This window comes from Paenibacillus sp. CF384, from assembly GCF_900106745.1.
Classification (GTDB): domain Bacteria; phylum Bacillota; class Bacilli; order Paenibacillales; family Paenibacillaceae; genus Paenibacillus_Z.
In genome coordinates, this window is record NZ_FNNV01000003.1 from 193,408 (window position 1) to 218,225 (window position 24,818).

Consider the following 24,818-nt stretch of genomic DNA (forward strand, 5'->3'; position numbering starts at 1 on the left):
GTAGAGGTGAAACCATACGATGAATGTATTATTCGCTGCATCTGAAGCGGTGCCGCTCGTGAAGACGGGCGGCCTCGCTGACGTAGCTGGAGCATTGCCGAAAGCACTGCGTTCTAAAGTCGGCGCCGATGTGCGCGTCATTCTGCCTAAGTACGATACGATTCCGGCTGAAATGGCGGAACAGTTCGAGACCATTGCCACTTTTAACGTACGGCTGGGCTGGCGGGACCAGTACTGCGGTCTGCTCAAGGCCGAGATCGACGGCATTGTCTACTATTTGATCGATAACGAATTTTATTTCAAGCGCGGCGTGCTGTATGGATATGGCGATGATGCGGAGCGGTTCGTATTTTTCTGCTTTGCCGTGATGGAGTCGCTGTATAATATGGACTTCAGGCCTGATATTATTCATTGCCATGACTGGCAAACCGGTCTTATTCCGTTCCTGCTCAAAACCAGATACAAACACGATCCGGCATGCCGCGACATCGCCTCCGTGTACACCATACATAATCTGAGGTATCAAGGGGTATTCGGGCGAGAGCTGCTGAAGGATCTGCTTGGTTCCGGGGATGAATTGTTTGGCTCGGAAGGCATTGATTTCTATGGTGCCGGCAACTGCATGATGGGTGGTTTGCGGTATGCGGACAAGCTGACAACAGTAAGCCCTACATACGCGGAGGAAATCAAGACGGAAGCGTATGGAGAGAAGCTGGAAGGGCTGCTGCGTTACCGCTCGATGGATTTGGTCGGCATCGTGAACGGCATCGATACGGAACTGTTTGATCCGATGAATGATCCGGCTGTGGAAGTTCCATATCGAGGATCATTGCCTCGCAAAAGGAAGAACAAGCTTGCGCTTCAGCGTGAGCTGGGCCTGACGGAATCGGAGTCAACGCCGTTAATCGGTATCGTTTCCAGACTGGTCGATCAGAAGGGCTTTGACTTAATCGAAGCGGTACTGGAGCAAATCCTGAAGGAAGATGTTCAGCTGGTCGTGCTTGGTTCCGGCGATTGGCAGTTCGAACAAATGTTCCGCCGTGCCGAACTGAAGAAGCCCGGTCAAGTGACGACTTGGTTTGGGTTTAATGATGGTCTGGCTCGCAGAATCTATGCCGGCAGCGATATGTACTTGATGCCTTCACAGTTTGAGCCTTGTGGACTAAGCCAGCTTCTCGCGCTGCGGTATCGGTCTGTTCCGATTGTTCGCGAGACAGGCGGCTTGAAGGACACCGTTAAAGCCTATAACGAGTATACTGGGGAAGGTAACGGATTTAGCTTTACGAATTATAACGCGCATGATCTTCTTTATACGATTCGCCGAGCGCTTGAGTTCTATCGGGATGAGGAAGTGTGGCAGCGAATCGTAGCCAATGGTGCCAAAGAAGATATCAGCTGGACGCGTTCAGCGAAAGCCTATATGTCCTTATATAGTGCGATTGCGCCTAATCGAAAGGAGAATCATCAATGGCCCGTCATCTCGTAATTGGCAATGGTAAAATACTGATTAATTTGGACCGAAACAACTACATCCGAGACATCTACTATCCTTTCGTCGGTCAACTGAATCATGTGGGAGGCCAATATTGTCGATTTGGGATTTGGGCAGGCGGACAGTTTTCCTGGCTGGAAGATCCGGAATGGAAGTTTGAGCTGTCTTACGTTGAGGATTCATTAGTAACAAACGTCATCGCACGTAACGATCGTCTCGCTGTGGAGCTGCATATGAATGACGGCATTCATCAGAGGGAATGCATCTACATCAAGCGCGTAGTCGTGCGTAATCTAGGTTCAGATCCACGTGAATTCCGCTTGTTCTTCCATCATGATCTCATGATTGACGGCTCGGAGGTAGGAGACACGGCAGCCTATTATCCGGAGAACCATACGCTTTACCACTACAAACGCTCTTCGTATTTCATGTTCAACGGCTTCTCGGATGAAGGCGGCATCATGCAATATACGACGGGGATCAAGCGATTCCAATCCGCGGAAGGCACCTGGCGGGATGCGGAGGACGGAACGCTGATGGGCAACTCCATCGCGCAAGGTTCTGTTGACAGTACGATCAGCTTCCGTACTGTCGTGCCTGCAGGCGGAGAGAAGACAGTCTATTACTGGATGTCGATCGGCAAGAATTTAGAAGAAGTCAAATCTCTTAATCAATATGTGCAAGAGAGCCACCCGGAGAAATTGTTGAGCCGAATCGTGATTTATTGGAAGCATTGGCTCCATCGCGCGGAGAATAATCTGGGTGATCTGAATGAGGAAGCGGCGAACATGTTCCGCTTAAGCTTGCTGCTCGTTCGGACGCAAACCGATGAGCGGGGAGCAATCGTAGCAGCGAATGACACGGATATTCTGCAATATAATCGTGACCACTACAGCTATATGTGGCCGCGTGACGGAGCATTGATTGCCGATGCGATGTCTGCTGCAGGATTTCAAAGCGTAATCGCGCCGTTCTTCCAGTTCTGCGCGCAGACGCTCTCACCGGATGGATATTTGTTTCACAAATACAATCCGGATGGAACGGTAGGCTCCAGCTGGCATCCGTATATCGTGCAGGGGAGCCGGCGCTTGCCGATTCAAGAGGACGAAACAGCGTTAGTGCTGTTTGCCCTGTGGAGGGATTATTCGCGCCATCAAGTCATCGAGCTGCCGCAGTCGCTCTATAACAATCTGATTCGCAAAGGCGCAGCCTTCCTGAGTCAGTATATGGAGCATAGCCTGTCACTTCCGAAGCCTAGCTATGATCTTTGGGAAGAACGTTACGGCATATGGACCTATACCGTTGCTTCCGTTTATGGCGGATTAATGGCAGCTGCCTTCTTCACAGAGTTGTTTGGGGATTACGAACGCAGCGATCATCTTCGCAATACGGCGCAATCCATCAAACACGGGATGCTTACGCATCTCTGGGATGAAGAATCAGGCAGATTCGCGCGCGGCTTAATCCAGAAGGATAACCGCTGGGTGAAGGATATGACCTTGGAGAGCAGCTTGTTCGGTATTTGGGAATTCGGTGTGCTGCCTGTCGAGGACGAACGCGTCATCAAGACGATGAATGCGATCCGGGATGGGCTGACGATCCGAACAAGTGTCGGCGGCGTTGCGCGTTACACGAACGACTATTACTTCCAGCAGTCGGGAGATATCGAGAATGTGCCGGGTAATCCATGGATCATATGCACGCTGTGGATTGCGAACTTCGAGATCGAATCGGCGAAGCAATTAAGCGACCTGGTTCGTCCTCGCGAAACGCTCAACTGGGTAGTCGAACACGCACTGTCAAGCGGTGTCCTGCCGGAGCAATTGCATCCGCTAGACGGCAGCCCGCTCTCCGTGGCGCCGCTCACATGGTCTCATGCGACTTATGTGCAGTCGGTTACGCGGTATGCAGAGAAATATGCGGAGCTCTCCGCCAAAGGATAGTAAGCAAGAAAACAGCAGCTATTGCGGCTCATGCGCCGCTCCAGCTGCTGTTTTCTTCTGTATAGGAACTTGAATTTCGAACATGACCTCGCTTGGATTATCGGTAATCGTAATGTCCACCTGCATGATTTGCAGCGCATTCCCCGTTATTTCGTAATCATCCTCCTCAAGCTTGCGGCACAAGGCGTCGAGGCTCTCGCTGCGATTCCATAGCTCCCCATAATATCGGATGCAGGCGAACGATCCGGCGGGAATCGTAATCAGGTTCTCCTTCGGCACGGATGCAGCTCGCTTGGCCACGACGAAGATCGTAGACGGCGACTCGAATCGGCGAGCCTCCAAGTTTTCCTGTGACAGGAGGACGCCGAGTCTGTTGCTGGCAAGTAACGGAGCCGTCTCGGTAAGTCTGTTCTCCAGACCTAGCACGCCATAACAGAGCTCCAGGTTGCTGTTTATCTTCTGATGCAGCGTGAACAGCTTCCGGCGCCCCAGCTGACGAATAATGACGGCCGGGCTGTCTGCCTCGGCGATAATTTCTCGCAGGAAAGCCAGCTTATCCCGGATATTCTCCTCAAGCGCCTTCATTTCGTTCAGCTTATGGACGAGCTCCTCGTGTTTCGCTGCCAATATCTCGGTAGAATTCTTGATATTGCGTTCATTGAAATATTGCTTCACTTCGTTTGTGTTCATCCCAAGCTGCCGCAGCTCTTTAATCGTGCCCAGCACCTCGTATTGAAAAATCGAATAGTACCTGTAGCCGGTATGAGGATCTACATACTGAGGCTTAAAGAGATCGATTCTGTCGTAATGACGCAGCGTTTCGGCAGAAATCCCGCGCAGCTGCGCCATTTCGCTAATAGAGAGCCGTTCCTTCATCGGAGAATCTCCTCTCTTTACTCCTACTTCACCACTCATGTTATAAAATATAACATTGTGATTGACTTTTGTGTAGCACAAAGGTTTACAATCGCTTTAAGTTAATCGAGTGGAGGGAACGAACCATGAAAAAGCGTGTATTATCCATCATCATGACATGCGTTATGGCAGGTTTGCTGCTCAGCAGCTGCGCGAACAACAATGGCGGCGGCACAGAGAAATCCAGTGATCCGCTAAAAATCGGCCTGAATCCGTTCCCGACTTATTTTCTCTGGTATGTGGCACAAGAGAAGGGATTCTTCGAGAAGCACGATGTGAATGTGGAGCTCGAATGGTTCCCTAGCTACAGCGACGGCTTGTCGGCTCTGAATTCCGGCAATGTAGATGCGAACAGCCAAACCCTCAGTGACACGCTGCCACCGGTTGGCAAAGGCATTAAACTGCAAATTCCAATGATCATTGATTACTCCGACGGCGCAGATGGATTTGTTGTCGACCCCTCGGTTAAGAGTTTCGAAGATTTGAAGGGCAAGCGAATTGCAACAGAGCTCGGCACGGTGGACCAATTCTTCATGCTGACCGTCCTCAAGCAGCACGGTTTATCAGAAAAAGATATTAACTACTTCAATATGGCGATTGCGGACGCAGGTTCATCCTTCCTAGCGGGCAAAATCGACGCCGCTGTCATCTGGGAACCGTTCCTAAGTGAAACCTTAAGCTCCGGCAAGGGGAAGCTGCTCTTCTCCTCGAAAGAAACGCCGGGACTTCTGATGGACACGATCGCTTTCCGTGAAAGCATCATCAAAGATCGCCCGGAGGACGTGAAGAACGTCATGGCGGCTTGGTTCGATGCCGTAAGTTACCTAAAGGACAGTCCGGACGAGGCAATTGCCATTATGGCGAAACATGCGGAGATTACACCGGAGGAATTCAAGGTCTCCCTTGAAGGCGTGAAAGTATACGATTTGAACGATAATGTAGCCGCTCAGAAGGAAGAAGAGGCATATACCTCTGTAAAATATAACGGCGAGCAGGTCGGAGCTTTCCTGAAAGATTTGAAATTTATCGATGAGCTGCCCGATATGAGCAAGCTGTACAATCCATCTTTTATCAATCAACTGGCAGACGAGAAATAGGGAGGAATTACGAATGAATATTCTAGTAACCGGCGGTATGGGCTTCTTAGGTTCAAATCTGGTTCCGATGCTGCGAGAGCGCGACTATCGCGTCGTCAGCTACGACCGCAGAGTGAAGGATAACGGAGGTGATGAATCTCTCACCTATGTACAAGGCGATTTGCTGGATTTGCCTCTTATTCTGGAGACGATCCGCACATATAAGATCGACCGCATCATTCATACGGCTGCCATCTCCCATCCCGTGACAGCCATCGATATTCCGTATCAGACGGTCATGACCAATGCGGTTGGCACGACGAATATCTTCGAAGCGGCTAGACTCTCTGGCATCAAACGAGTGGTTAACTTGAGCTCCGAGTACGCCTATGGTAACAATGCTGAACTAGGCACAGTGACGGAGGATGTACCGCTTCATCCGAGCGGCGTGTACGGTGCTACGAAGGTGTTTACGGAGAAGCTGGCATACGGTTATCGCAATCTGTACGGCTTGGAAATCCCGTCGCTGCGGCCGGGCTGGCTCTATGGGCCGGGACAATTTATGCAGTGCTACATGAAGGATTTGATCGTGAATGCAATCAAGGGAGTGCCGACCTATCTGAAGGAAGGCCGCGATTACGGCTTCCAGTATGTGCATGTGAAGGACGTGGCGCAGGCATGCATCTGTGCGATGGAAGCAGAGAACATGAAGAGCTACGTATACAGCATAACGGCGGGCTATAAAACAACGTTTGGCGAGTTGATCACATTCGTGCAGGAGTTATACCCGGATGCCGTAATTGAAGTCGGGGAAGGCCGATTCTCGGAATTGGATCATTATGGCACCTTCGATATTACGAAAGCACGTGAAGAAATCGGCTATGTGCCTGCGCGAGAATTCTATGAAAGTGTGCGTGCTTATGCGGGCTGGCTTGCGTTTAATCCTTACTAACCCATAGAAGAGCGAGGTGCTAGACGATGAAAACAGAAACGAAAGGTGCACCGGCATACAGTCATGCCAAATCGCTGCTCCGCGAAATGCGAGAGAGCTTAAAGGAAGGTATTATCCCCGTAGGCATCTTCAATGACCGCGAGCTCTATGAGCTTGAAATGGAGAAAATTTTTACGAAAAAATGGATCTATGTCGGGCATGAATCGGAGATTCCGTCCGCGGGCGATTATGTGCTCCGCTATATTGGCGAAGACCCGTTCATCGTGAACCGTGACGAGTCCGGCGAAATAAGAGTCATGCTGGATGCCTGCGTGCATCGCGGCGTTCGGGTATGCCGGGCGGAGAAAGGGAATGCTTCGCATTTTCGCTGTCCCTACCATGGATTTATATATAAAAACAACGGCAACCTCATCGGGATGCCGGCCCAGCAGCATGCGTACAACGGGCTGAACAAGAAGGATTGGGGTCTGCTGGAGGCGCGCTGCGATACGATTCACGGCTTGATTTTCGCATGCTTGGATAAGGAGACGCCGCCGCTCGAGGAATATCTTGCGGACAGTAAGTACTATCTGGATCTGCTGTTCGGGCTGCAGGATGAAGGGCTTGAAGTCATTGGCGAACCGCAGCGCTGGATTGTGAATGCGAATTGGAAGGTTGCGGCGGAGAACTTCAGCGGTGATGCGTATCATCTGATTTTCCTGCATCATTCCGCCTATGAAGTGGGATCCTCGCCATTCTCCATGCTGGCGAATATGAACGGCGAACAAATTCTGGCCGGCAACGGACACTGCGTCGATATTTCGCTGGATAAGACAGAACAGGTCATTGAGATGCCTTACTGGAATTTTCCGCAGGAAATCGTCGATACCTTCCGTCTGGATCGGCTGGAGCCAAAGGGGCTTGAGATCGTTCGAGACTCCAAGGAAATGCTCGGCAATATTTTTCCGAACAGCTCGTTTCTGCTCATGACCGTCACGCCAGAGCGGGATTTGCCTCCTGTCCCGTTCATCAGTATGCGTCAGTGGCGTCCGAAGGGGCCTGACCAAATCGAAATATGGAATTGGTTCCTGATGTTTAAGAATACGCCACAGGCGTTCAAAGAAGCTTCTTATCGTGCCGGTTCAGCGACGTTTAGCTTGGCCGGAATATTCGAAATGGATGATTCGATGACTTGGGAGACCATTACGCAGACGGCAGGCAATCGGTTTGCGAAGAACAATTTGAAGCTCAACTTCCAAATGGGGTTGAACGGAATGGGAAAGGCCAAACGAGACGAAGAATGGCCGCTCCCGGGGGTTGCCTATTATCCGCGATATGGGGAAGGCAATCAGCGTTATTTCTATGAATCGTATGTGAATACAATGCTTGACGATGAAGATGATAATGGAGATGGAAACTAGCATTGTGAGAGGAAGGGGCCGTTATGGGAGAAGAAACCGTGATTGTTGAGCGTGGGACCGAGCAGCTGCTGCAAGAGGGGCAGAATTTCCTAATCCATGAGGCGGAGCTGCTGGACAACGGAAACTATGCAGAATGGATGGCGCTGCTGACAAGCGATATCCGCTATCAAATTCCGATCAGGCTGACTCGTGAACGTCATGCGCCAAGTCCGTTCAGCGATCAAGCCTTTCATATGAACGAGAATCTGGCATCGATCCAGATGCGAGTAGAGCGGACATTCTCTGACTACAACTGGGCAGAGGATCCTCCGTCTCGAACGAGACATTTTCTGACGAACTTCAGGTTGGCCGATGTTCGAGAGAGCAGTGATGGTGCAGTTGAGATAGTCGTTCTTAGTAATTTACTGTTGTTTCGCAGTCGCTTTGACAGCCCGGCATACGACCTGGTATCGGGTGAACGTGAAGATACCATTCGGGAATGCGGCGGTGCAGGCGGCTGGAAGCTGTCGAGACGATTCGTGCGGCTGGATCATACGACGATGGGAATAAGCAGCTTGGGTATTTTCTTGTAGGAGGTGACAGGATGTCGGCAGATCAAGAGATTCGGATTGCCAATGAATTCGCAAGTGTGACGGTTCGGAAGATTAGAACGCGCAACGGGGAGCGGCTCGAGATCGTATCCAATGGGCTCGGGTTGCAGGTTAGTTTGGATCCATTGTCGCTGGAGAGTTTGACATGGCAGCATGCGGATATGTACTCTTCCCTGCTGCAGACACCGCTTGAACCGTATCCGTTCGGTGCGGAAGTTCCGGCGCCTGCCGCAAAATGCGAATGCAAGGAGGAGAGCGAGTCATGCTAACGTGTCAATCAGAAGGCATTTCTGTTTTTCAAAGCGAACTCTACCAGACCAACTGCTTTGTCATCGAGACGAACGATCTCGTCTTAATCGTAGATCCGAATTATTTGCCTTCGGAGCTTGCGATCATTCGGAAGCATGTGGATGCAGTGAAGGGAGATCGACCGCTGTACCTGTTTTTTACCCATTCTGATTTTGATCATATCGTCGGTTATGGCTCCTTCACGGATTGCAGGATCATTGCGGGGTCTGCGTTTGCGAATCATCCGGATAAGGTGGAGCGGGTATCGGTTGTCGAGCGCTTGGATGATGAATTCTATATCAGCCGGCCATACCGTATCGAATTTCCGCGTGTAGACCATGTCATTGAGCAAGAAGGCGAGCAGCTCACCATTGGTGAAACCGTTCTGACCTTCCGAACGGCATTCGGACATAACGGAGATGGATTGATGTGCCTCGTTGAACCATGCGGGGCACTCATTACCGGGGATTATGTGTCGGATATCGAATTCCCATTTGTGTTTGACACCTTCGCCGCATACCGAAGCACGCTGGAGAAGATTGTAACTTATGGATGGTCAGTCCCCGGTCTGCTATTGCTCCCCAGCCATGGCAGTGTGACGGCAGATCAAGATGAAATCTTGCATCGGGCCGAAGTTTCGGAACAATATCTGAGTCTTTGTGAAGAGCAGCTTGAGCTGGGAGAAGGAACGAGCCGCTTCGAGACCTTTATGGATCTGCAAGACTATCGGTTCAAAATTGGATTCCGGAAGCGGCATGACGCGAATATGGTGCTGCTTGCGAACGAGCAGAGTTTGTTGCATAACTTGAAATAATCAGAAAATTATGCGAATACCTCTTGAACTTTGTTCGGATGGACTCTATAATATGGAACACAGCAACATAGCAGGCGAAGACCAAAGACATGATTCCCATACGTCAGGCTGCACAGAGAGAGGGGCGATTGCTGCAAGCTCCTTCCGTCCTGAGATGTGAGTTACCCCTTTGCAGCCGTAACATTGAACCCGTCGATTACGTGTCGCGGTTGTAAATGGCACCGATTAATCCCCGTTACCGGATGCTAAGAAGGACCCCGCGGCTGATCGCGATCGGCTGGGTCGAATTAGGGTGGAACCACGAGTCTGAACGCACTCGTCCCTTGGGACATGTGCGTTTTTTTGCGTTCAATAAACCAATTGGAGGAAGACTCGTGGACAACAATGGGATTATGGTTAAGCTGCAAGACGGTAGTATAAGGAGCTTCGAGTCAGGAGTCTCGGTAGCGGATGTGGCAAAGGCAATCAGCTCAGCGCTCGGGAAGAACGCGGTAGCAGGCAAGGTGAACGGTAGAGAGGTTGATTTAACTAATCGGCTTGAAGAGGATTGCGAGGTGGAGCTGATTACGCTCGATGGCGATGCTGGAGTGGCCATTCTCCGTCACAGCACAGCCCATCTGATGGCGCAGGCGATCAAGCGGATTTATGGTGAAGAGGCGGTGCAGTTGGGCGTAGGACCTGTTATCGAAGACGGATTCTATTACGATGTCGCGATTGAATGTCCGCTCACACCCGCTGATTTGCTTGCTATCGAGAAAGAAATGGATCGTATCGTACAGCAGAATCTGCCGATTGTAAGGCGAGTGGTTAGTCGTGCGGATGCACTGGAATGGTTTGAATCGCAAGGAGAGTCCTTGAAGGTGGAGTTGATCCGTGACTTACCGGACTCGGCTGAGATCTCGATCTATGAGCAAGGCGAGTTCTCGGATCTATGCCGCGGACCTCATCTGCCATCCACTGGCCGGATTAAGGCGTTTAAGCTGTTGTCGGTAGCAGGAGCATACTGGCGGGGGGATGCCGAGAATGCCGTATTACAACGGATTTACGGCACTGCGTTTCCGAAGAAATCGCAGCTTGACGAGCATCTGAGCATGCTTGAGGAAGCCAAGAAACGGGATCATCGCAAGTTAGGCAAAGAGCTCGGGCTGTTCATGTTCTCGGAAGAAGCGCCAGGCATGCCGTTCTATCTGCCTAAAGGTATGACAATTCGTAATGAACTGGAGCAGTTCTCCCGGCAACTGCAGCAGGAGCGCGATTATGAAGAGGTACGGACACCGCTTATGCTCAACCAGCGGCTGTGGGAGCAATCGGGGCATTGGGACCACTACAAAGACAATATGTATTTCACTAAAGTTGATGAGACTGCCTTTGCGCTCAAGCCCATGAATTGTCCGGGGCATATGTTAGTATACAAAAACAGTCTGCACTCCTACCGCGAGCTGCCGATCCGAATCGCTGAATTCGGCCAAGTGCATCGCCATGAGTACTCCGGCGCGTTGAACGGCATGATGCGTGTACGGACATTCTGTCAGGATGATGCCCATCTCTTCGTGAGGCTGGATCAAATCGAAGCTGAAATCGGCCGCGTTATATCGCTTATCGACGACATTTACGCCGTATTCGGTTTCGAATATCGGATTGAGCTCTCTACTCGGCCGGAGGATTCGATGGGGGAGCCGGAGCTGTGGGACCAAGCGGAAGCCGCGCTTGCACAGGTGCTGGACAATCGCGGGATCGCATATCGCGTGAATGAAGGTGACGGCGCATTCTATGGGCCAAAGATCGATTTTCATATTCTCGATGCGCTGAAGAGAAGCTGGCAGTGCGCGACAATTCAGCTTGATTTTCAAATGCCGGAGAAATTCGATTTGTCGTATATCGGGGAGGATGGTCAGAAGCATCGTCCGATCGTCATCCACAGAGCTGTCTATGGATCGATTGACCGGTTCATCGGCATCTTGACTGAACATTATGCCGGAGCGTTCCCGCTGTGGCTGGCTCCAGTTCAGGTGAAGGTGATCCCGGTCTCAGGAATGGATCAAGACTACGCATATGAGTTGAAACGAAAACTTGAACAATCCGGTGTGCGTGTTGAAGTGGATCTTCGCAGCGAGAAATTAGGTTATAAAATTCGCGAGGCGCAGCTTGAGAAAGTACCGTATATGCTGGTGCTTGGTGAAGCGGAGCGCCATTCGAATACAGCAGCGGTAAGGCAGCGGGGGCATGGCGACATCGGCTCCCTGCGCATAGAAGCCTTGATGGAACGGTTAAGCGAGGAGATAGCTGCGAAGAAGTAACACTGAAGGACAATGTATCCGTGTATGCCGTGTATGCGTGTGCCTTACGGAAAATTTAGCTTGACGGAGGATATGCGGGAGGCTAGTCTATTGCTGAACACCAAAGATTGGAAGGTCTCGGCTTATCTCGTGAATGGGGGTATTGCGCTGTGAATTCAATTGATGATGTACAGGAAGTCTCGCTTCCCGAACGGCATTATGTAGGGATGGCGATTACGTCTGTTTTTGCCAATCACGATCCGAAGCGGGTCGAGCAGCACTTGAAGGCTTTTATTGCCCGCAGATTCGAAATCAAGCAACTCGTGGACGCCGGCTCTTATGTTTGTCATTCATTCGTTTGCGATCAGCTGTTCACCTATTTATCCTGCATGGAAGTTCGCGCATTGCCTGCGGTTCCTGAAGGGATGATCGGGTTTACGATTCCTCCTCAGCGTTATGTAAAGGTCCGCGTGGAACAAGGTGATCCTTATGAGCTTCTCCATGCCTATATCAAGGCACAAGGTCTAAGCAGCAATAAGCGGGGGATGGCAATGGAGGTTTATCAGATTCATAAACCGCTATGGCCCTCAGAGGTAGATGTGTATATTCCGTTGCTATAATAAGTTTGGATGCACCAACCTACTCAGCGGCGGTTTCATAATGAAATGAAAAAAACGATCTTGCCGGAAGGCAAGACCGTTTTTTTGCTTATTGGGAGATCGAGATCATAAAAAGCCGCCGCGAAGAACGATTACGAGCAAAATATAAAGTACAAGAATTACGCCTGCACTAGTCCAAAGGCCTGGTCCGCCACCGCAACCGACTCCTGCGCCGCCTACACCTTGCATATATCCCACTGTACATACCTCCTGAGTGGTTAATTTGTGATGTTTCATATCACATTTGTAATATATGCCTTGGAGACGGAATCGATTGGACGTTTGTACGGGGTGCATTCGTAATTACGCATTCGCCCAATAGGGACAGCAGCGGTTGCGCAGGGTAATCAGCCTTCTATAACAGCAGCCTATTCAAACTTAGCAAGGAGAAGCGGGAACAGAGCTGCCCGTTGGAATAGAACGGGCATATTGGCGGATATGTTTGACTCTGGATTCCGCCCGCATCTTCAAACCGTTGCCGATTAGCACGTTTGCCGCGCTGCTGACGGCGATCACTTCGATACAACCGACACTGATCGAAGGCTGACAGTTGGTAGTCTTAATGAATGTAGGCACGTCATCAGACGCAATACCAAGCGGATCCCAGCTCGGAGTTGGGCGATCGAATATGGAATACGATTCGAAATAAACGTTGCCTGATTCGGCATGATCAGCCGCGCGTTGCACAGCCAGAGCACGAAGCGAAGCGTTCACTTCTGCTCGATCGCCGATTTGCACGACGGATGCACTCCCTACGTTCGTTAAGTACAATCCGCCTACCTCGGAAACCCGTACAGGGTAGTCCGAATTTTCAACGCTGTAAGACGGAAGAGAGGGATTGCTTCTCATAACCCCTGCTCCTCCAGCTTCTCGATCGTTTCTTTCTTAAACACGTCCGCTTCGCCTTCGGCGCGGCTTGCGCCTTGCGGTTCGTCCAGCGGAGCAATCGGGCCGACGATAACCGATTCCGGCGGTGTATCGAACATGGAGATGAGCGTAATTTCTTCGGTATCGCCGATTTGAAGTATCGAGGCGCTCGCTACGCCGGTTAATTGGATACTGCCGACAGCGAGCACATGGTTCACTACATGCATCTGCATTTGCATAGAAAGAAAGCTCCTTCTTACTAATTTTGCAATCGGGACAAATAGCTGCGAAGCGCAGCATGGATGTCGCGCGTCGTCTTCCCGATAATTGCCTCTTGGATTTGGGCATCGCTCGGCGCGTGGCTTCCTTCAGGAGATGAACTGCTGCTCTTGGCCTCATGTTCAGCGGCTTGGATATAGAATTGAATGCGGGCACTCATTTGCTTGCGAATATCCTCTATGATCAGCCTGCGGTGATAGGGATCGAGCGAGAGGCTAAGCTCAGCTTCAAGCTCACTGAGCTGCTGAGGTGCATTCTGATCCAAGTATCGATCAATCACTAAGCGGATTTCGGGATAGGGAGAAGAGGGTAATACAGACCCGGGTCCGGGTACGGGGCCGGGACCGATACTCCCGGGTTGTACCGGAAATACGTTAGGCTTGAGATTGTTCACGGGCGGATTATCGGTTGCCGTCTTAGAACCGGGATCATTGACAACTACCGTGCTGTTCCCACTCGGCATGACAATTTGACCGATTTCTTTGAATTGTTCCTCGTTAGGAGGTGTCAGCCCGATGTTCAATGTACCATCGAGTTTCTCGACTTTTAATTGGTCGAAATGATATTGAATGGTATCGATGTGATAGCTTGGCTTTGATTCTGCTGCATCCAAACGTGCATTCAGCGCCTCGAGCTGCTTGCTAAGTCGGTTGATGACAGCCTGCTGTTCATCGAGCTGACATTGCACCTTATGAATATGTTGGCTAAAGGCGTTCCATAGTTGCCAAGGAGTTGGCGGTGTATTTGCCGGTTGCATACGCTAGTAGGCACCTCCTTGTTAATTCGGATTGGGCAGCGGAACGAAGTTCAGCGGATTCTCCGTGCTGAGCTCTTCGTTAAGCAACGGTGCAGGCGCTGTAAATCCTCCTGAGTTGTACATCTGCGAGAGGGAAGAAATCGCTCCAGCCGTCCCAACCTGCAGGACGGAGGAGCTTGCTACGCTGTCTACACGAAGCTGGTGGATGGTAATGGTTTGATGAACCGTAAGCTGCATTAGATGTTCACTCCGTTAGCAACTTCATTATTCGTATTGTCTTGGACATCCGGATCACTGGTGTTCGTCGAACTGACAGCATTGTTCGAGTTGGTCAAACCGCCGGTGAGGAAGGAGCCTGATCCCGCATACGTTTTGGATGAGCTGGACGGAGAGATTTGAACAGAATCACCGAATTGAACGACAGCGCTGGATCCGACACTGATTACTTTGACGAAGCCTACAATAGCGGGCATGATGTCTCACTCTCCCTAGTCTGGTTTTCAGCGAGCATTTGTTACATCGTATGCGGCAAATGCCCAGATGTGAATGTGTTGCACGTTCATCCTGATGGAAGCGTCAAAACACAATCCGGCAGTAGCGCCGATGGAGCCGCTCGCATAAACTGGATGCTATAACGGCGTTAGGCGGAGGTGCGCTAGCATGTCATCGAAATCGAAGTGGGAAGAACTTGAGGATTGGATGGATGGGCAGCAGCTGCCCAAAGGATTCGATATCTTCCGCCAATCCGATTGGATCGAGAATTACGTCCGCAGTATGATGAACAAAGCATTGCCCGCAGTTTCCTCGGCGCTAAATTCCGCTTCATCTAATATTGTAGAAACGAAGAGATATGTAATTGTAACTTATCCGCTCGGAGAATCGGCCGATCTCTCCGCCCTTCGTCTGGTCGTGAAGGAGGATCGGGTGAAGCTAAGCGGCTTGGTCGGCAAAAGTGACGAAAGCATTAAATTGCCGAAGCTGGTTCTGCCGCGCTCCTGTCATGCAGAGTATGATGGCGCAGTGCTCAAGATCAAGCTGCGTAAACGTCCGTCAAGTAAACGAGTACACCATGCAACCATCCATGGGTTGTAAGAGCAGCCCATTTCCTTTATAAATGTCACGAATTTGTTCGAACTTCCTATCTTCCCCTGCTGGCTATACGGCACCGGCTTGGCTATAATGCAAGTAAAGACTTGCATAGGGAGTGTTATTCGTGACTCTGGTTGACGTTAGTGCCATTTCTGCTGCCTTGTTTATTACGGGCGCGGTGTTTATTATGCTGATATTCGGATTGCTGAGCTTCGGTATCGTGAAGATGTTCGAGCAGCGGATTCGCGCAGGCGTTTACAGCTTTGCCGGAGCGGTTGTCAGTGCGGTTTCGTTCGGCGTTATCCTGAAACAATGGTTTGTCTGATCTCGAATGAATGGGAATAGGGGTACAAAGCAGGCTGTCTCAGCGACTTCATTACGAAGTCTGAGGCAGCCTTTTTGCGCAAAAAAGTTTGTTTGTCCAATTGGGCTCGAAAAGGCGAAAAATAGTCAATAATCCAAGTTGCCAGAACATAAGATGGAGTATAAGATAATCATATGAGAGAATATTCAGAACATTTCGTCAATGAAGCCAAACGGAGGGAGGGATTGCCGATGAACAAAAGTTATGAGGTTGAATACTGCAATTTGGAGCTGCGTTTCGACAGACGGCAAATCCAAAATCTCATTCGGGATTTAATCCAGGAGGGATATTCGCTTTATTGGAGCGAAACGGACGTCTATTTTCTCATCTCGGTACGCAGCGGTCGCAAGCTTGTGAAGCTTCGGTTTCAACGTGTCCGCAATCGTTACAAAATCGTCGGTGATTATCTAATCAAGGATGAGAAGCTGTCGGATTTATTGGAGAAGCTGATTAACGATTCCCGCGGTCATGCAGTTGTCAAACGGTTCAAAGACAGGCAAATTGTCATTGAAAGCATTATGTTTGGTGAAATTATTCGACTTGTGGAGGTGTCCGGCATGGAACATCGCATCATCTATCAGAAGAAACCATTTGTTACGGTAGAGGAAGTCATTCAGGCGTTTCAGTCGAAAAGGGCTGAGGAGCGAGCGTCAGTGCTGCGGTATGAGCTTGATTATGAGCTATCGGTCCTCCATGAAGCGATCACGGAAGGGCGAGAAGCAGACATGTCGCAGTCCAAGGAAAGACTGCAATCCCTTAGAACTGAGATGATACAGCTTGAGCTTTGAAATAACCAAGATTAAAGATAGGAAATAAACCTCCGGGATGCCAGCAAACCGGGGGTTTATTTTGTTTGTGTGGTAATATATAGGGAGGAATCGACAAATTTCTGGTGAAGAAGGTTTTCATTCCTGTTCAAAAGGAGTAAAATATGTGTATTGTATTCGCAAGCGAGGGTTCTTGCTTCGCCGTACTGTACTGTGTCTTTACTATAACAGAGAAAAGGTGTGGAGAATCAAAATGTCTAAGCAGCAAATCGGCGTTATCGGTCTTGCCGTAATGGGTAAGAACCTTGCACTTAATATTGAGAGCAGAGGATTTACGGTATCGGTGTATAACCGTTCCCGCGAGAAAACAGACGATCTCTTGAAAGAATCGACTGGCAAAAACCTAGTTGGTACTTTTACTGTCGAGGAGTTTGTAGCATCCCTTGAAGTACCTCGCAAAATACTTATTATGGTCCAAGCTGGCGCAGGCACAGATGCAACGATTGATGCCCTCGTTCCGCTTCTAGATCAAGGCGATATTATTATTGATGGCGGTAACGCTTATTTCCCTGATACACAGCGCCGCAGCAAAGCACTTGAAGCACAGGGTCTTCGTTTCATCGGCACTGGCGTTTCCGGCGGCGAAGAAGGCGCACTGAAAGGACCGTCCATCATGCCTGGCGGTCAAGAGTCTGCATATAAATTGGTTGAACCTATACTTACAGCGATCTCCGCGAAAGTCGGCGACGACGCTTGCTGCACATACATTGGACCAGACGGTGCCGGCCACTACGTCAAAATGGTGCATAACGGTATCGAGTATGGCGATATGCAATTGATCTGCGAAGCGTACGACTTGCTCAAACGCGTTCTTGGCGTAAGCACAGAAGAATTGCAATCGATCTTCACCGAATGGAACAAAGGGGAGCTTGACAGCTACCTGATCGAAATTACAGCGGATATTTTCTCCAAATACGATCCGGAAACCAAACAACCAATGGTTGATGTCATCCTTGACTCCGCTGGACAGAAGGGTACCGGTAAATGGACAAGCCAAAGCGCACTTGACCTTGGTGTGCCGCTGTCCATCATTACAGAATCCGTCTTCTCCCGTTTCTTGTCTGCTCTTAAAGACGAGCGCGTAGCGGCAAGCAAATTGTTGAAAGGACCGCAATCGGCTCCTTATCAAGGCGACAAAGCTGCTTTCATCGAAGCGGTTCGCAAAGCATTGTTCGCAAGTAAAATTTGCTCGTATGCACAAGGCTTCGCTCAAATGCGCGCAGCTAGCGACGAGTACGGCTGGAACCTGCGTTACGGCGACATCGCGATGATTTTCCGCGGCGGCTGCATCATCCGTGCAGGCTTCCTGCAAAACATCAAAGATGCGTATGACAAAGACTCCGGTCTAACTAACCTGCTTCTTGACAGCCACTTCAAAGAAATCGTGGAGTCGTACCAAGGCGCATGGCGTGAAGTAATCGCGACTGCAGTAACGCAAGGTATTCCAGTACCGGCATTCTCGAGCGCACTGTCGTACTACGACAGCTACCGTACAGAACGTCTGCCTGCGAACCTGCTTCAAGCACAGCGCGACTACTTCGGCGCACACACGTTCAAACGTGTGGACAAAGAAGGTTCATTCCACTTCAATTGGATTCAATCGTAAGACCCGTTATGACATCCTGCAAGCAGCTTCGCAGTCGATCGGACTCTTGACCGCATCCGCTGCGCTGCTGCTTGAGCAGGAATAACGAAGCTTCTGCAAAGCTTTGAAATTTTTTTAATAAGAGTGGCTGAGGAAGACTGATTAATTCAGGCGCTTCGTCAGCCATTTTCTTTTTCATATACTCTAGGGTCCACAGCACATCTTCTCGGGAAAGCGGATAATCAGGATTATTGATTCTGGCCACGTGGTACTGGGCGGAGAAGGGCTCGGGGATTGGAGCCATATCGAGGTCACTCCTTTATGGATTTGTGGGCATCAGTACTATCAACTCTACGGAAGAAACCAATTTTTTATACCCGTTATTCTGTAATAATGATATAATCACTGGAAAATGTTTTTTGTTAACGTACAGGTTGGGATGGTGTTTTTTCATTGGATAAGGAAAAAGGGCTTCATCATGTCGTTCTCATCGGTTTTATGGGAACCGGCAAATCAACGGTCAGCAAGCAGCTGGCAGAGCTTCTGAAATGCGGAACGGCTGACATTGACGTCGAGATCGTTCGTCGAGAAGGACAGACCATTGCAGACATTTTCGCAGCGCGAGGCGAGGTGGACTTTCGGCTTGCCGAGACGGCTGCACTCGCAGAGGTACTGGGAAGCTCGGAGCCTCTAGTGATTGCGACTGGCGGAGGGGCTGTTTTGTCGGAGCGCAATCGTTCGATGATGCTTGAAGATAGCTTCGTGGTTGCTTTAACGGCGGACCCTGAACACATCATTGCCCGTGTGAGTGAAGATTCCGCGCGTCCGCTGCTTCAAGGCGATGTGCGTGAACGCGTATATAGATTGCTTGAAGACCGGAAGGATGCGTATGCGTTTGCACATTTGACGATTGATACGTCGAATCTCAGCGTGAGGCAAGTCGTAGAGCAGATTGAGCACGGCATCAAGATGCGTTTCTAGCACTTACATATAAAGGAGACCGACTAAAGATGGATGTACTCGTAACCCCAACACCGAAGCTGCAAGGCGAGCTTCAAGCGCTTTCTTCGAAGAACTACACGACGCGTTACCTGCTTGTTGCTGCACTTGCAGAAGGTACCAGCACCATTTATTATCCTGCACATAGTGAAGACAGTGATGCTATGCGCCGCTGTATTCGCGATCTTGGCGCAATTATTGAAGAAGATGACGAGAAAATGACGATTACAGGCTTTGGTCGCAATCCCAAGGACGTGAAAGAGCTTGATGTTGGCAATGCAGGGGCTGTACTTCGTTTCCTCATGGCCATTACTGCTCTTGCACCTGATGTTACGTTCATTAACCGGTACCCAGATTCACTCGGCAAACGTCCGCATGATGATTTAATCGACGCGCTTGGCCAAATCGGAGTGGACGTTCAACATAATAATGGAAGACTGCCGATCACGATTCGCGGCGGCGCAGCCAAAGGCGGCAAAATTCAAGTATCCGGCAATGTGAGCTCGCAGTTCCTTAGCGCATTGCTGTTCTTGACGCCGCTGCTAGAGGAAGACAGTGAGATCGAAGTGCTGCATGACCTTAAATCCAAGGTTGTTGTGGGACAAACCCTTGAAGTTCTTGCGCAAGCAGGCATCGTCATTGAAGCAAGCGAAGATCTGATGCATTACCGCATTGCAGGCGGTCAACGTTATGAAGCGAAGAAATACATCGTGCAAGGCGACTACCCGGGTTCTGCCGCTGTTCTTGCAGCTGCAGCAGTTACGCAATCCGATGTGATTCTGCATCGCTTGGAAGAGAACAGCAAGCAAGGCGAACGCGCCATCGTTGACGTACTGCGTATGATGGAAGTACCGCTTACGCACGAGAACGGAATCGTTCATGTACAAGGGAACGGCAAGCTGAAAGCCATTGAGTTTGATGGCGATAAAGCGACGGATGCCGTACTCGCCATGGTTGCTGCAGCGGTATTCGCGGAGGGCACTTCTCGTTTCTACGATGTTGAGAACCTGCGCTATAAAGAATGCGACCGCATCACCGATTACTTGAACGAGCTTCGTAAAGCAGGAGCGAACGTGGAAGAGCGCCAGAGCGAGATTATCGTTCACGGTCGTCCGGAAGGCGTAGAAGGCGGCGTAGAAATCAACGCGCATTACGATCACCGCGTTATTATGGCTCTTACGGTCGTTGGTCTTCGTGCCAAGCAGCCGCTTCGTATCCGTGACGCCCATCATGTAGCAAAGTCCTACCCGATCTTCTTCGATCATTTGAAGGCACTCGGCGCGAATGTCGAATGGATTGAGTAGGAAATTGGCAGTCTAAGCTAAGGCAATGAAATAATAGAAGGGAAGGTATTTACATGGCCCATACTAATCCTTCAAGAGATGAAATCAAGTCCATTCTCGAAGCAAGCTCGGTTATCGCGGTTGTTGGATTGTCGGACAAACCGGACCGTACCTCGCATATGGTTTCGGAAGCGATGCAAGCGAAAGGCTACCGCATCATTCCCGTTAACCCGGCAGCCGGTGACACGATTCTCGGCGAGAAGAATTACGCTTCGCTGAAAGATATTCCGTTTCCGGTAGACGTCGTAAACGTCTTCCGTCGCAGCGAGCATACACCTCCTGTGGCGGAAGAAGCAGTTGCAATCGGGGCGAAGACGTTATGGCTGCAGCTGGGCATTTCTAACGAGGAAACGGCGGAAATTGCCGAGCGCGGCGGTTTGCAGGTCATTATGGACCGCTGCATCAAAGTGGAAGACTCCATTTTGCTGCCGCATGGGAAGTCCAAAGGATAGAAGAGTACGACTCAATATCGAATCAAGCGGCGGACCATAGGGTCTGCCGTTTTATTTTGACAAAGGCGGTTGCAACCCTTACGATCAGGAGTAGAGGTTTTTGGGAAATGTCGTATTCAAGAGAGGGGGGAACCTATGAACATTATGGGGCATCTGCAGCAGCTTGGCCGTTCATTCATGCTTCCGACGATCGTGCTGCCGGGCGCAGCCATATTCCTAAGTTTGAGTGCATTGCCATGGGAAGCGATGGGACTGCCCAGCATCCATACGCATCTGCAAACCGCAGGGGATACGCTGTTTACGTTTCTGCCCTATTTATTTGCATTTGGCATCGCGATGGGGATGACGAGCAATGCAGGCACGGCAGGATTGGCCGCCATTGCCGGCATGTTTATTTATACCAGCATTATCAATGCAAGTCATTATGAGCTGGAACCGACCGTATTTACAGGTGTCATAATCGGGATCGTGACCAGCATCTTAAACGAACGATTCAAGTCCATTAAGTTTCCGGAATATATCCAATTCTTTGGCGGGCCGCGGTTTATTCCGCTCATTGTGAGCGTGTTCTCAACCCTATGGGCCATCGTCATGGTGCAGATCGCGCCTTATATTCATAACGGTTTAATCGAGCTTGGTGAAATTATCGATTCCGGCGGCGGCTTCGGCGTGTTTCTGTTCGGTTTCGTCCTTCGTATTCTGGTCGTATTCGGGCTGCATCATCTGGTCAGCCATGTATTCTGGTTTCAGGTTGGGGGCTATAGCACGCCCGATGGTTCAGTGGTTTTCGGGGATTTGCCTCGTTTCTTCGCAGGGGATCCTACAGCAGGCGGATTTATGGCCGGCTTGTATCCGACGATGATGTTTGCGCTGCCCGCGATCGCGTTTGCGATTATTCATGAGGCGCGTGAGGATTTGAAACCAAAGATACGCAAAACGTTTACTACTGCGGCGCTTGCTTCGTTTCTAACCGGTGTGACGGAGCCGATTGAGTTCGCGTTTCTGTTTGTAGCGCCTTATCTATTCGTTGTCCATGCGCTTCTCTCAGGCGCGATGATGTGGGTTACATATGAGCTTGGTATAAGACACGGTTTCTCGTTCTCAGCAGGAGCGATCGACTTCCTCATTAATGAGCATTTGGCCACTAGGGGCTGGCTGCTCATCCCGATCGGAATTCTGTTCGGCTTGCTCTATTATTTCTTATTCCGCTGGGCGATTCAGCGCTTCCAAATTCCAACCCCTGGGCGGGAAGAAGGTTCGCAGCTCGATGAGTGGGCAGGGGACATCCCCTATCGTGCACCGCTTATCCTACAAGCCATCGGCGGCAAAGAAAACATCGTGCAAATGGAAGCTTGTATTACGCGTCTGCGGTTGAAGGTCTCCAGCGATAAGCTGGTTGACAACAACGCGCTCAAGCATTTAGGCGCAGCAGGCGTCATTCGGCTTGGCGGGGGCAATGTTCAGATCGTATTCGGTACCTATTCCGAGCTCATACGGGAGGAAATGGACAAGGCGATACGAAGGGATATATCTAGGGTTCTGTTTTGTTCACCTGTTCAAGGGCGGATGATGCCGCTCTCCGAAGTACCGGATCCGATTTTTGCTGGGAAGCTTGTTGGAGATGGTGTAGCGTTCATGCCGGATAAAGGCGAGCTTGTCTCGCCGGTACAGGGGAAGATCATTCATGTGTATCCATCGATGCATGCCATAGGCATTCGCACGGCGGAAGGGCTTGAGGTGCTGCTGCACATTGGCATTGATACCTCCCAGATGAAAGGACACGGCTTCCATGCTGTAGTCCAAGAAGGGGATCAAGTGAAACCGGGCCAATTGCTCATTACCTTTGACATGCAGAAGATTCGCAAAGGGAGCAAGTCGCTCGCTACGCCAATGGTCATTACGAACTCCGAATTGGTCAGTTCTTGGAGCTTTGCTCCGTTTAAAGGGGTTAAAAAGGGTCAAGCTTCCGTCATGTCAGTTGTGCTAAAAGAGAGAAGCGGTGGAGGGGAAACAGCGTGATTCAAGGAATTGGAGCATCATCCGGCATTGCAATCGGCAAAGCGTTCGTACTGCCGAACTGGGAATGGGATTTGCCGGAACAAAAAATCGATGTCGCTGATCTGGCGCGCGAGTTTGACCGGTTATACGAAGGCATTCGCACCTCGAAGGTCGAAATCGAGCATTTGAAGGATGAACTGCGTGAGGTTGTCGGACCAGAGGAAACGAGCATCTTCGATGCCCATTTAGCGATATTGGATGACCCGGTCTTTATGAATGAGATTCAGGGCATCATTCAGCGTCAATATAAAGCTGCGGAAGTGGCAGTGAAAGAGGCCATTGACCATTTTGTGACGATGTTCGATCTATTGGATGATGAATATATGAAAGAACGCGCGCTGGATATCAAGGACGTAGGCAACCGTCTGCTCAAGCATTTGCTTGGCGCACCAGAGATTACGCTGCCTTCCGATACGCAGCCGTTCCTGCTTATCGCCAGAGAACTCTCGCCGTCGCAGCTTGCCCATTTGAACCCGAATCACGTGCTTGGCATCGCAACGCTGGCAGGAAGCACGACCTCCCATTCGTCCATTATGGCTAGGGCGCTTGGCGTTCCGCTCGTTGTCGGTATTGAATCTAAGCTGGAAGAGACGATCCAAACAGGTGACTTGCTCATTATCGATGGAGACCTCGGCATCGTTCATATGCATCCAGAGGAATCGTTAGTCGATCATTATACAGGCATGCAGCTTCGTCAGCGGGAGAAGAAGCAGCAGCTCAAACGGATTGTCAGCGTCAAACCGGTCACGCAGGATGGGAAGGAATTCGAGCTTAGTGCCAATATCAGCTCTCTGAAGGAGCTCGATGTCGCATTAAGCAGCGGAACAAATGGCGTAGGGCTATTTCGGACGGAGTTTCTATATATGGACCGCAACCGTCTTCCGAAGGAAGAAGAGCAGTACGAGGTGTATCGTTCGGTAGCAGAGAAGCTGGATCAGAAGCCTCTAATCATTCGGACGCTGGACATCGGCGGCGACAAGCAGCTGGATTATTTCGAATTGCCGGAAGAGAGCAATCCGTTTCTGGGGTATCGGGCCATTCGGATTTGTCTCGATAAGAAGGATTTGTTCAAAACACAATTAAGAGCGATTCTTCGGGCGAGTCACTACGGAAACGTGAAGATCATGTACCCGCTTATCTCTTCTGTTGAAGAGGTGAGAGCTGCAAATGCGCTGCTGGAAGAGTGCAAAGCGGAACTAAAGGCAGAAGAGGTCGGCTATGCGGACAATATCGAAGTCGGTATTATGATTGAGCTGCCAGCTGCCGTACTCATCGCGGATATTCTCGCCGAGGAAGTCGATTTCTTCAGCATCGGTACGAACGATCTGGTGCAATTCACGCTCGCCGTCGATCGGATGAACGAGCAAATTTCTCATCTTTATGAGCCGTATCATCCTGCGGTTCTGCGCATGCTGAAGCTTACCATCGAAGCGGCCAAACGCGCAGGCATTCATGTAGGCGTCTGCGGCGAAATGGCCGGCGATCTCCATGCGCTGCCGATCTGGCTCGCACTTGATGTCGATGAGCTGAGCATGTCCGCACATGCCATATTGCCTGTTAAGGAGCGGCTGCTTTCCCTGAAGCAGCAGGAATGCCGCGATTTGTTCGAGCAGTTGCTCCGCTGCAGAACAAGCGATGAAATTCATGAGCTGCTTGCGGTTTCACAGGATGCGCCAATTGCTGCTTCGCGCGAACGATCATCCGTAACGAAGGAAGTGTAAGCTTGAACGTAGAGAAGGGCGGCAACCCTTGGGTTGCCGCCCTTCCTCTGCGTTTTAATAGCTTTGCGGATG

At 50.4% G+C, this 24,818-nt stretch carries 27 protein-coding genes; 19 read left to right on the plus strand and 8 right to left on the minus strand.

From position 1 onward, the window contains the following. Window positions 1-19 precede the first annotated feature (19 nt). Together glgA and BLW29_RS08285 are read left to right on the plus strand one after the other, a co-directional pair. Complete coding sequence (gene glgA / locus BLW29_RS08280) at window positions 20-1,486, plus strand: glycogen synthase GlgA (RefSeq protein ID WP_090978128.1); 1,467 nt, start codon at window positions 20-22, stop codon at window positions 1,484-1,486. Continuing rightward, window positions 1,468-3,435, plus strand: a complete 1,968-nt coding sequence (locus BLW29_RS08285) for a glycoside hydrolase family 15 protein (protein WP_090978130.1) — start codon at window positions 1,468-1,470, stop codon at window positions 3,433-3,435. The genes glgA and BLW29_RS08285 overlap by 19 nt, the downstream gene beginning before the upstream one ends. Before the next feature lie 18 nt (window positions 3,436-3,453). Here the strand turns inward: BLW29_RS08285 and BLW29_RS08290 are convergent, their stop codons facing one another. Then, window positions 3,454-4,311 carry a MerR family transcriptional regulator gene (locus BLW29_RS08290; protein WP_177186539.1) on the minus strand — a complete coding sequence of 286 codons (858 nt, stop codon included), beginning with the start codon at window positions 4,309-4,311 and terminating at the stop codon, window positions 3,454-3,456. Between the two features lie 125 nt (window positions 4,312-4,436). On the opposite strand from BLW29_RS08290, the gene BLW29_RS08295 reads away from it, so the two are divergent. The 8 genes from BLW29_RS08295 (at window position 4,437) to BLW29_RS08330 (ending at window position 12,366) form a co-directional block, all read left to right on the plus strand. Beyond that, window positions 4,437-5,447 (plus strand): ABC transporter substrate-binding protein, encoded by a 1,011-nt coding sequence (locus BLW29_RS08295; protein WP_090978134.1) that lies wholly within the window; start codon window positions 4,437-4,439, stop codon window positions 5,445-5,447. A gap of 13 nt (window positions 5,448-5,460) precedes the next feature. Then, the gene (locus BLW29_RS08300) at window positions 5,461-6,378 is read left to right on the plus strand and encodes an NAD-dependent epimerase/dehydratase family protein (RefSeq protein ID WP_090978136.1); all 918 of its coding nucleotides are present in this window, start codon (window positions 5,461-5,463) and stop codon (window positions 6,376-6,378) included. Window positions 6,379-6,404: 26 nt separating this feature from the next. After that, a complete protein-coding gene (locus tag BLW29_RS08305) occupies window positions 6,405-7,778 on the plus strand; it encodes an aromatic ring-hydroxylating oxygenase subunit alpha (protein ID WP_090978138.1) in 1,374 nt (457 codons plus the stop codon). Between the two features lie 23 nt (window positions 7,779-7,801). Further along, window positions 7,802-8,350 (plus strand): aromatic-ring-hydroxylating dioxygenase subunit beta, encoded by a 549-nt coding sequence (locus tag BLW29_RS08310; protein WP_090978140.1) that lies wholly within the window; start codon window positions 7,802-7,804, stop codon window positions 8,348-8,350. Window positions 8,351-8,361: 11 nt separating this feature from the next. Continuing rightward, a complete protein-coding gene (locus tag BLW29_RS08315) occupies window positions 8,362-8,637 on the plus strand; it encodes a hypothetical protein (RefSeq protein ID WP_090978142.1) in 276 nt (91 codons plus the stop codon). Then, window positions 8,631-9,470 carry an MBL fold metallo-hydrolase gene (locus BLW29_RS08320; protein ID WP_177186540.1) on the plus strand — a complete coding sequence of 280 codons (840 nt, stop codon included), beginning with the start codon at window positions 8,631-8,633 and terminating at the stop codon, window positions 9,468-9,470. Before BLW29_RS08315 ends, BLW29_RS08320 begins: the two co-directional genes overlap by 7 nt. A 392-nt stretch (window positions 9,471-9,862) precedes the next feature. Continuing rightward, window positions 9,863-11,767, plus strand: coding sequence for a threonine--tRNA ligase (gene thrS / locus BLW29_RS08325; RefSeq protein ID WP_090978456.1), 1,905 nt, complete (start codon window positions 9,863-9,865; stop codon window positions 11,765-11,767). Between the two features lie 149 nt (window positions 11,768-11,916). Next, entirely contained in the window at window positions 11,917-12,366 is a 450-nt protein-coding gene (locus tag BLW29_RS08330; RefSeq protein ID WP_090978146.1) for a GyrI-like domain-containing protein, read from the plus strand. 105 nt (window positions 12,367-12,471) lie between these two features. Here the strand turns inward: BLW29_RS08330 and BLW29_RS31610 are convergent, their stop codons facing one another. From BLW29_RS31610 to BLW29_RS08355, 6 genes are all read right to left on the minus strand, one after another. Beyond that, window positions 12,472-12,603 carry a YjcZ family sporulation protein gene (locus tag BLW29_RS31610; protein ID WP_218147095.1) on the minus strand — a complete coding sequence of 44 codons (132 nt, stop codon included), beginning with the start codon at window positions 12,601-12,603 and terminating at the stop codon, window positions 12,472-12,474. Between the two features lie 180 nt (window positions 12,604-12,783). After that, the gene (locus BLW29_RS08335; protein WP_090978148.1) at window positions 12,784-13,254 is read right to left on the minus strand and encodes a spore germination protein GerPE; all 471 of its coding nucleotides are present in this window, start codon (window positions 13,252-13,254) and stop codon (window positions 12,784-12,786) included. Continuing rightward, window positions 13,251-13,511, minus strand: coding sequence for a hypothetical protein (locus BLW29_RS32090; RefSeq protein WP_090978150.1), 261 nt, complete (start codon window positions 13,509-13,511; stop codon window positions 13,251-13,253). The genes BLW29_RS08335 and BLW29_RS32090 overlap by 4 nt, the downstream gene beginning before the upstream one ends. A gap of 20 nt (window positions 13,512-13,531) precedes the next feature. Continuing rightward, window positions 13,532-14,308, minus strand: a complete 777-nt coding sequence (gerPC, locus tag BLW29_RS08345) for a spore germination protein GerPC (protein ID WP_090978152.1) — start codon at window positions 14,306-14,308, stop codon at window positions 13,532-13,534. A gap of 21 nt (window positions 14,309-14,329) precedes the next feature. Then, window positions 14,330-14,545, minus strand: coding sequence for a spore germination protein GerPB (locus BLW29_RS08350; RefSeq protein ID WP_090978154.1), 216 nt, complete (start codon window positions 14,543-14,545; stop codon window positions 14,330-14,332). Next, a complete protein-coding gene (locus BLW29_RS08355) occupies window positions 14,545-14,781 on the minus strand; it encodes a spore germination protein (RefSeq protein WP_090978156.1) in 237 nt (78 codons plus the stop codon). Before BLW29_RS08355 ends, BLW29_RS08350 begins: the two co-directional genes overlap by 1 nt. Before the next feature lie 187 nt (window positions 14,782-14,968). Here BLW29_RS08355 and BLW29_RS08360 point away from each other — a divergent pair, with 187 nt between their 5' ends. The 4 genes from BLW29_RS08360 to gndA all read left to right on the plus strand — a co-directional run bounded on the left by BLW29_RS08360 (window position 14,969) and on the right by gndA (window position 18,194). Then, entirely contained in the window at window positions 14,969-15,400 is a 432-nt protein-coding gene (locus tag BLW29_RS08360) for a hypothetical protein (protein ID WP_090978157.1), read from the plus strand. Window positions 15,401-15,521: 121 nt separating this feature from the next. Further along, window positions 15,522-15,722, plus strand: a complete 201-nt coding sequence (locus BLW29_RS08365; RefSeq protein ID WP_090978158.1) for a hypothetical protein — start codon at window positions 15,522-15,524, stop codon at window positions 15,720-15,722. A 230-nt stretch (window positions 15,723-15,952) separates the two neighbouring features. After that, a complete protein-coding gene (locus tag BLW29_RS08370) occupies window positions 15,953-16,549 on the plus strand; it encodes a hypothetical protein (protein WP_090978159.1) in 597 nt (198 codons plus the stop codon). A 232-nt stretch (window positions 16,550-16,781) separates the two neighbouring features. Next, window positions 16,782-18,194 carry an NADP-dependent phosphogluconate dehydrogenase gene (gene gndA, locus BLW29_RS08375; protein WP_090978161.1) on the plus strand — a complete coding sequence of 471 codons (1,413 nt, stop codon included), beginning with the start codon at window positions 16,782-16,784 and terminating at the stop codon, window positions 18,192-18,194. Here gndA and BLW29_RS08380 read toward each other — a convergent pair. Further along, window positions 18,175-18,477 carry a hypothetical protein gene (locus BLW29_RS08380; protein WP_090978163.1) on the minus strand — a complete coding sequence of 101 codons (303 nt, stop codon included), beginning with the start codon at window positions 18,475-18,477 and terminating at the stop codon, window positions 18,175-18,177. The two genes, gndA and BLW29_RS08380, sit on opposite strands and share 20 nt — an antisense overlap. A gap of 149 nt (window positions 18,478-18,626) precedes the next feature. Here BLW29_RS08380 and BLW29_RS08385 point away from each other — a divergent pair, with 149 nt between their 5' ends. From BLW29_RS08385 to ptsP, 5 genes are all read left to right on the plus strand, one after another. Further along, on the plus strand, window positions 18,627-19,154 hold the full coding sequence (locus BLW29_RS08385) for a shikimate kinase (RefSeq protein ID WP_256208448.1): 528 nt from the start codon (window positions 18,627-18,629) through the stop codon (window positions 19,152-19,154). A gap of 29 nt (window positions 19,155-19,183) precedes the next feature. Further along, window positions 19,184-20,476: a 3-phosphoshikimate 1-carboxyvinyltransferase gene (gene aroA, locus BLW29_RS08390; RefSeq protein WP_090978165.1), complete on the plus strand. Its 1,293-nt coding sequence runs from the start codon at window positions 19,184-19,186 to the stop codon at window positions 20,474-20,476. Between the two features lie 53 nt (window positions 20,477-20,529). Then, window positions 20,530-20,967 (plus strand): CoA-binding protein, encoded by a 438-nt coding sequence (locus BLW29_RS08395; RefSeq protein ID WP_090978167.1) that lies wholly within the window; start codon window positions 20,530-20,532, stop codon window positions 20,965-20,967. 135 nt (window positions 20,968-21,102) lie between these two features. Then, on the plus strand, window positions 21,103-22,986 hold the full coding sequence (locus tag BLW29_RS08400) for a glucose PTS transporter subunit IIA (protein WP_090978169.1): 1,884 nt from the start codon (window positions 21,103-21,105) through the stop codon (window positions 22,984-22,986). Beyond that, the gene (gene ptsP, locus BLW29_RS08405; protein WP_090978171.1) at window positions 22,983-24,746 is read left to right on the plus strand and encodes a phosphoenolpyruvate--protein phosphotransferase; all 1,764 of its coding nucleotides are present in this window, start codon (window positions 22,983-22,985) and stop codon (window positions 24,744-24,746) included. The genes BLW29_RS08400 and ptsP overlap by 4 nt, the downstream gene beginning before the upstream one ends. The last annotated feature ends 72 nt before the right edge of the window (window positions 24,747-24,818 follow it).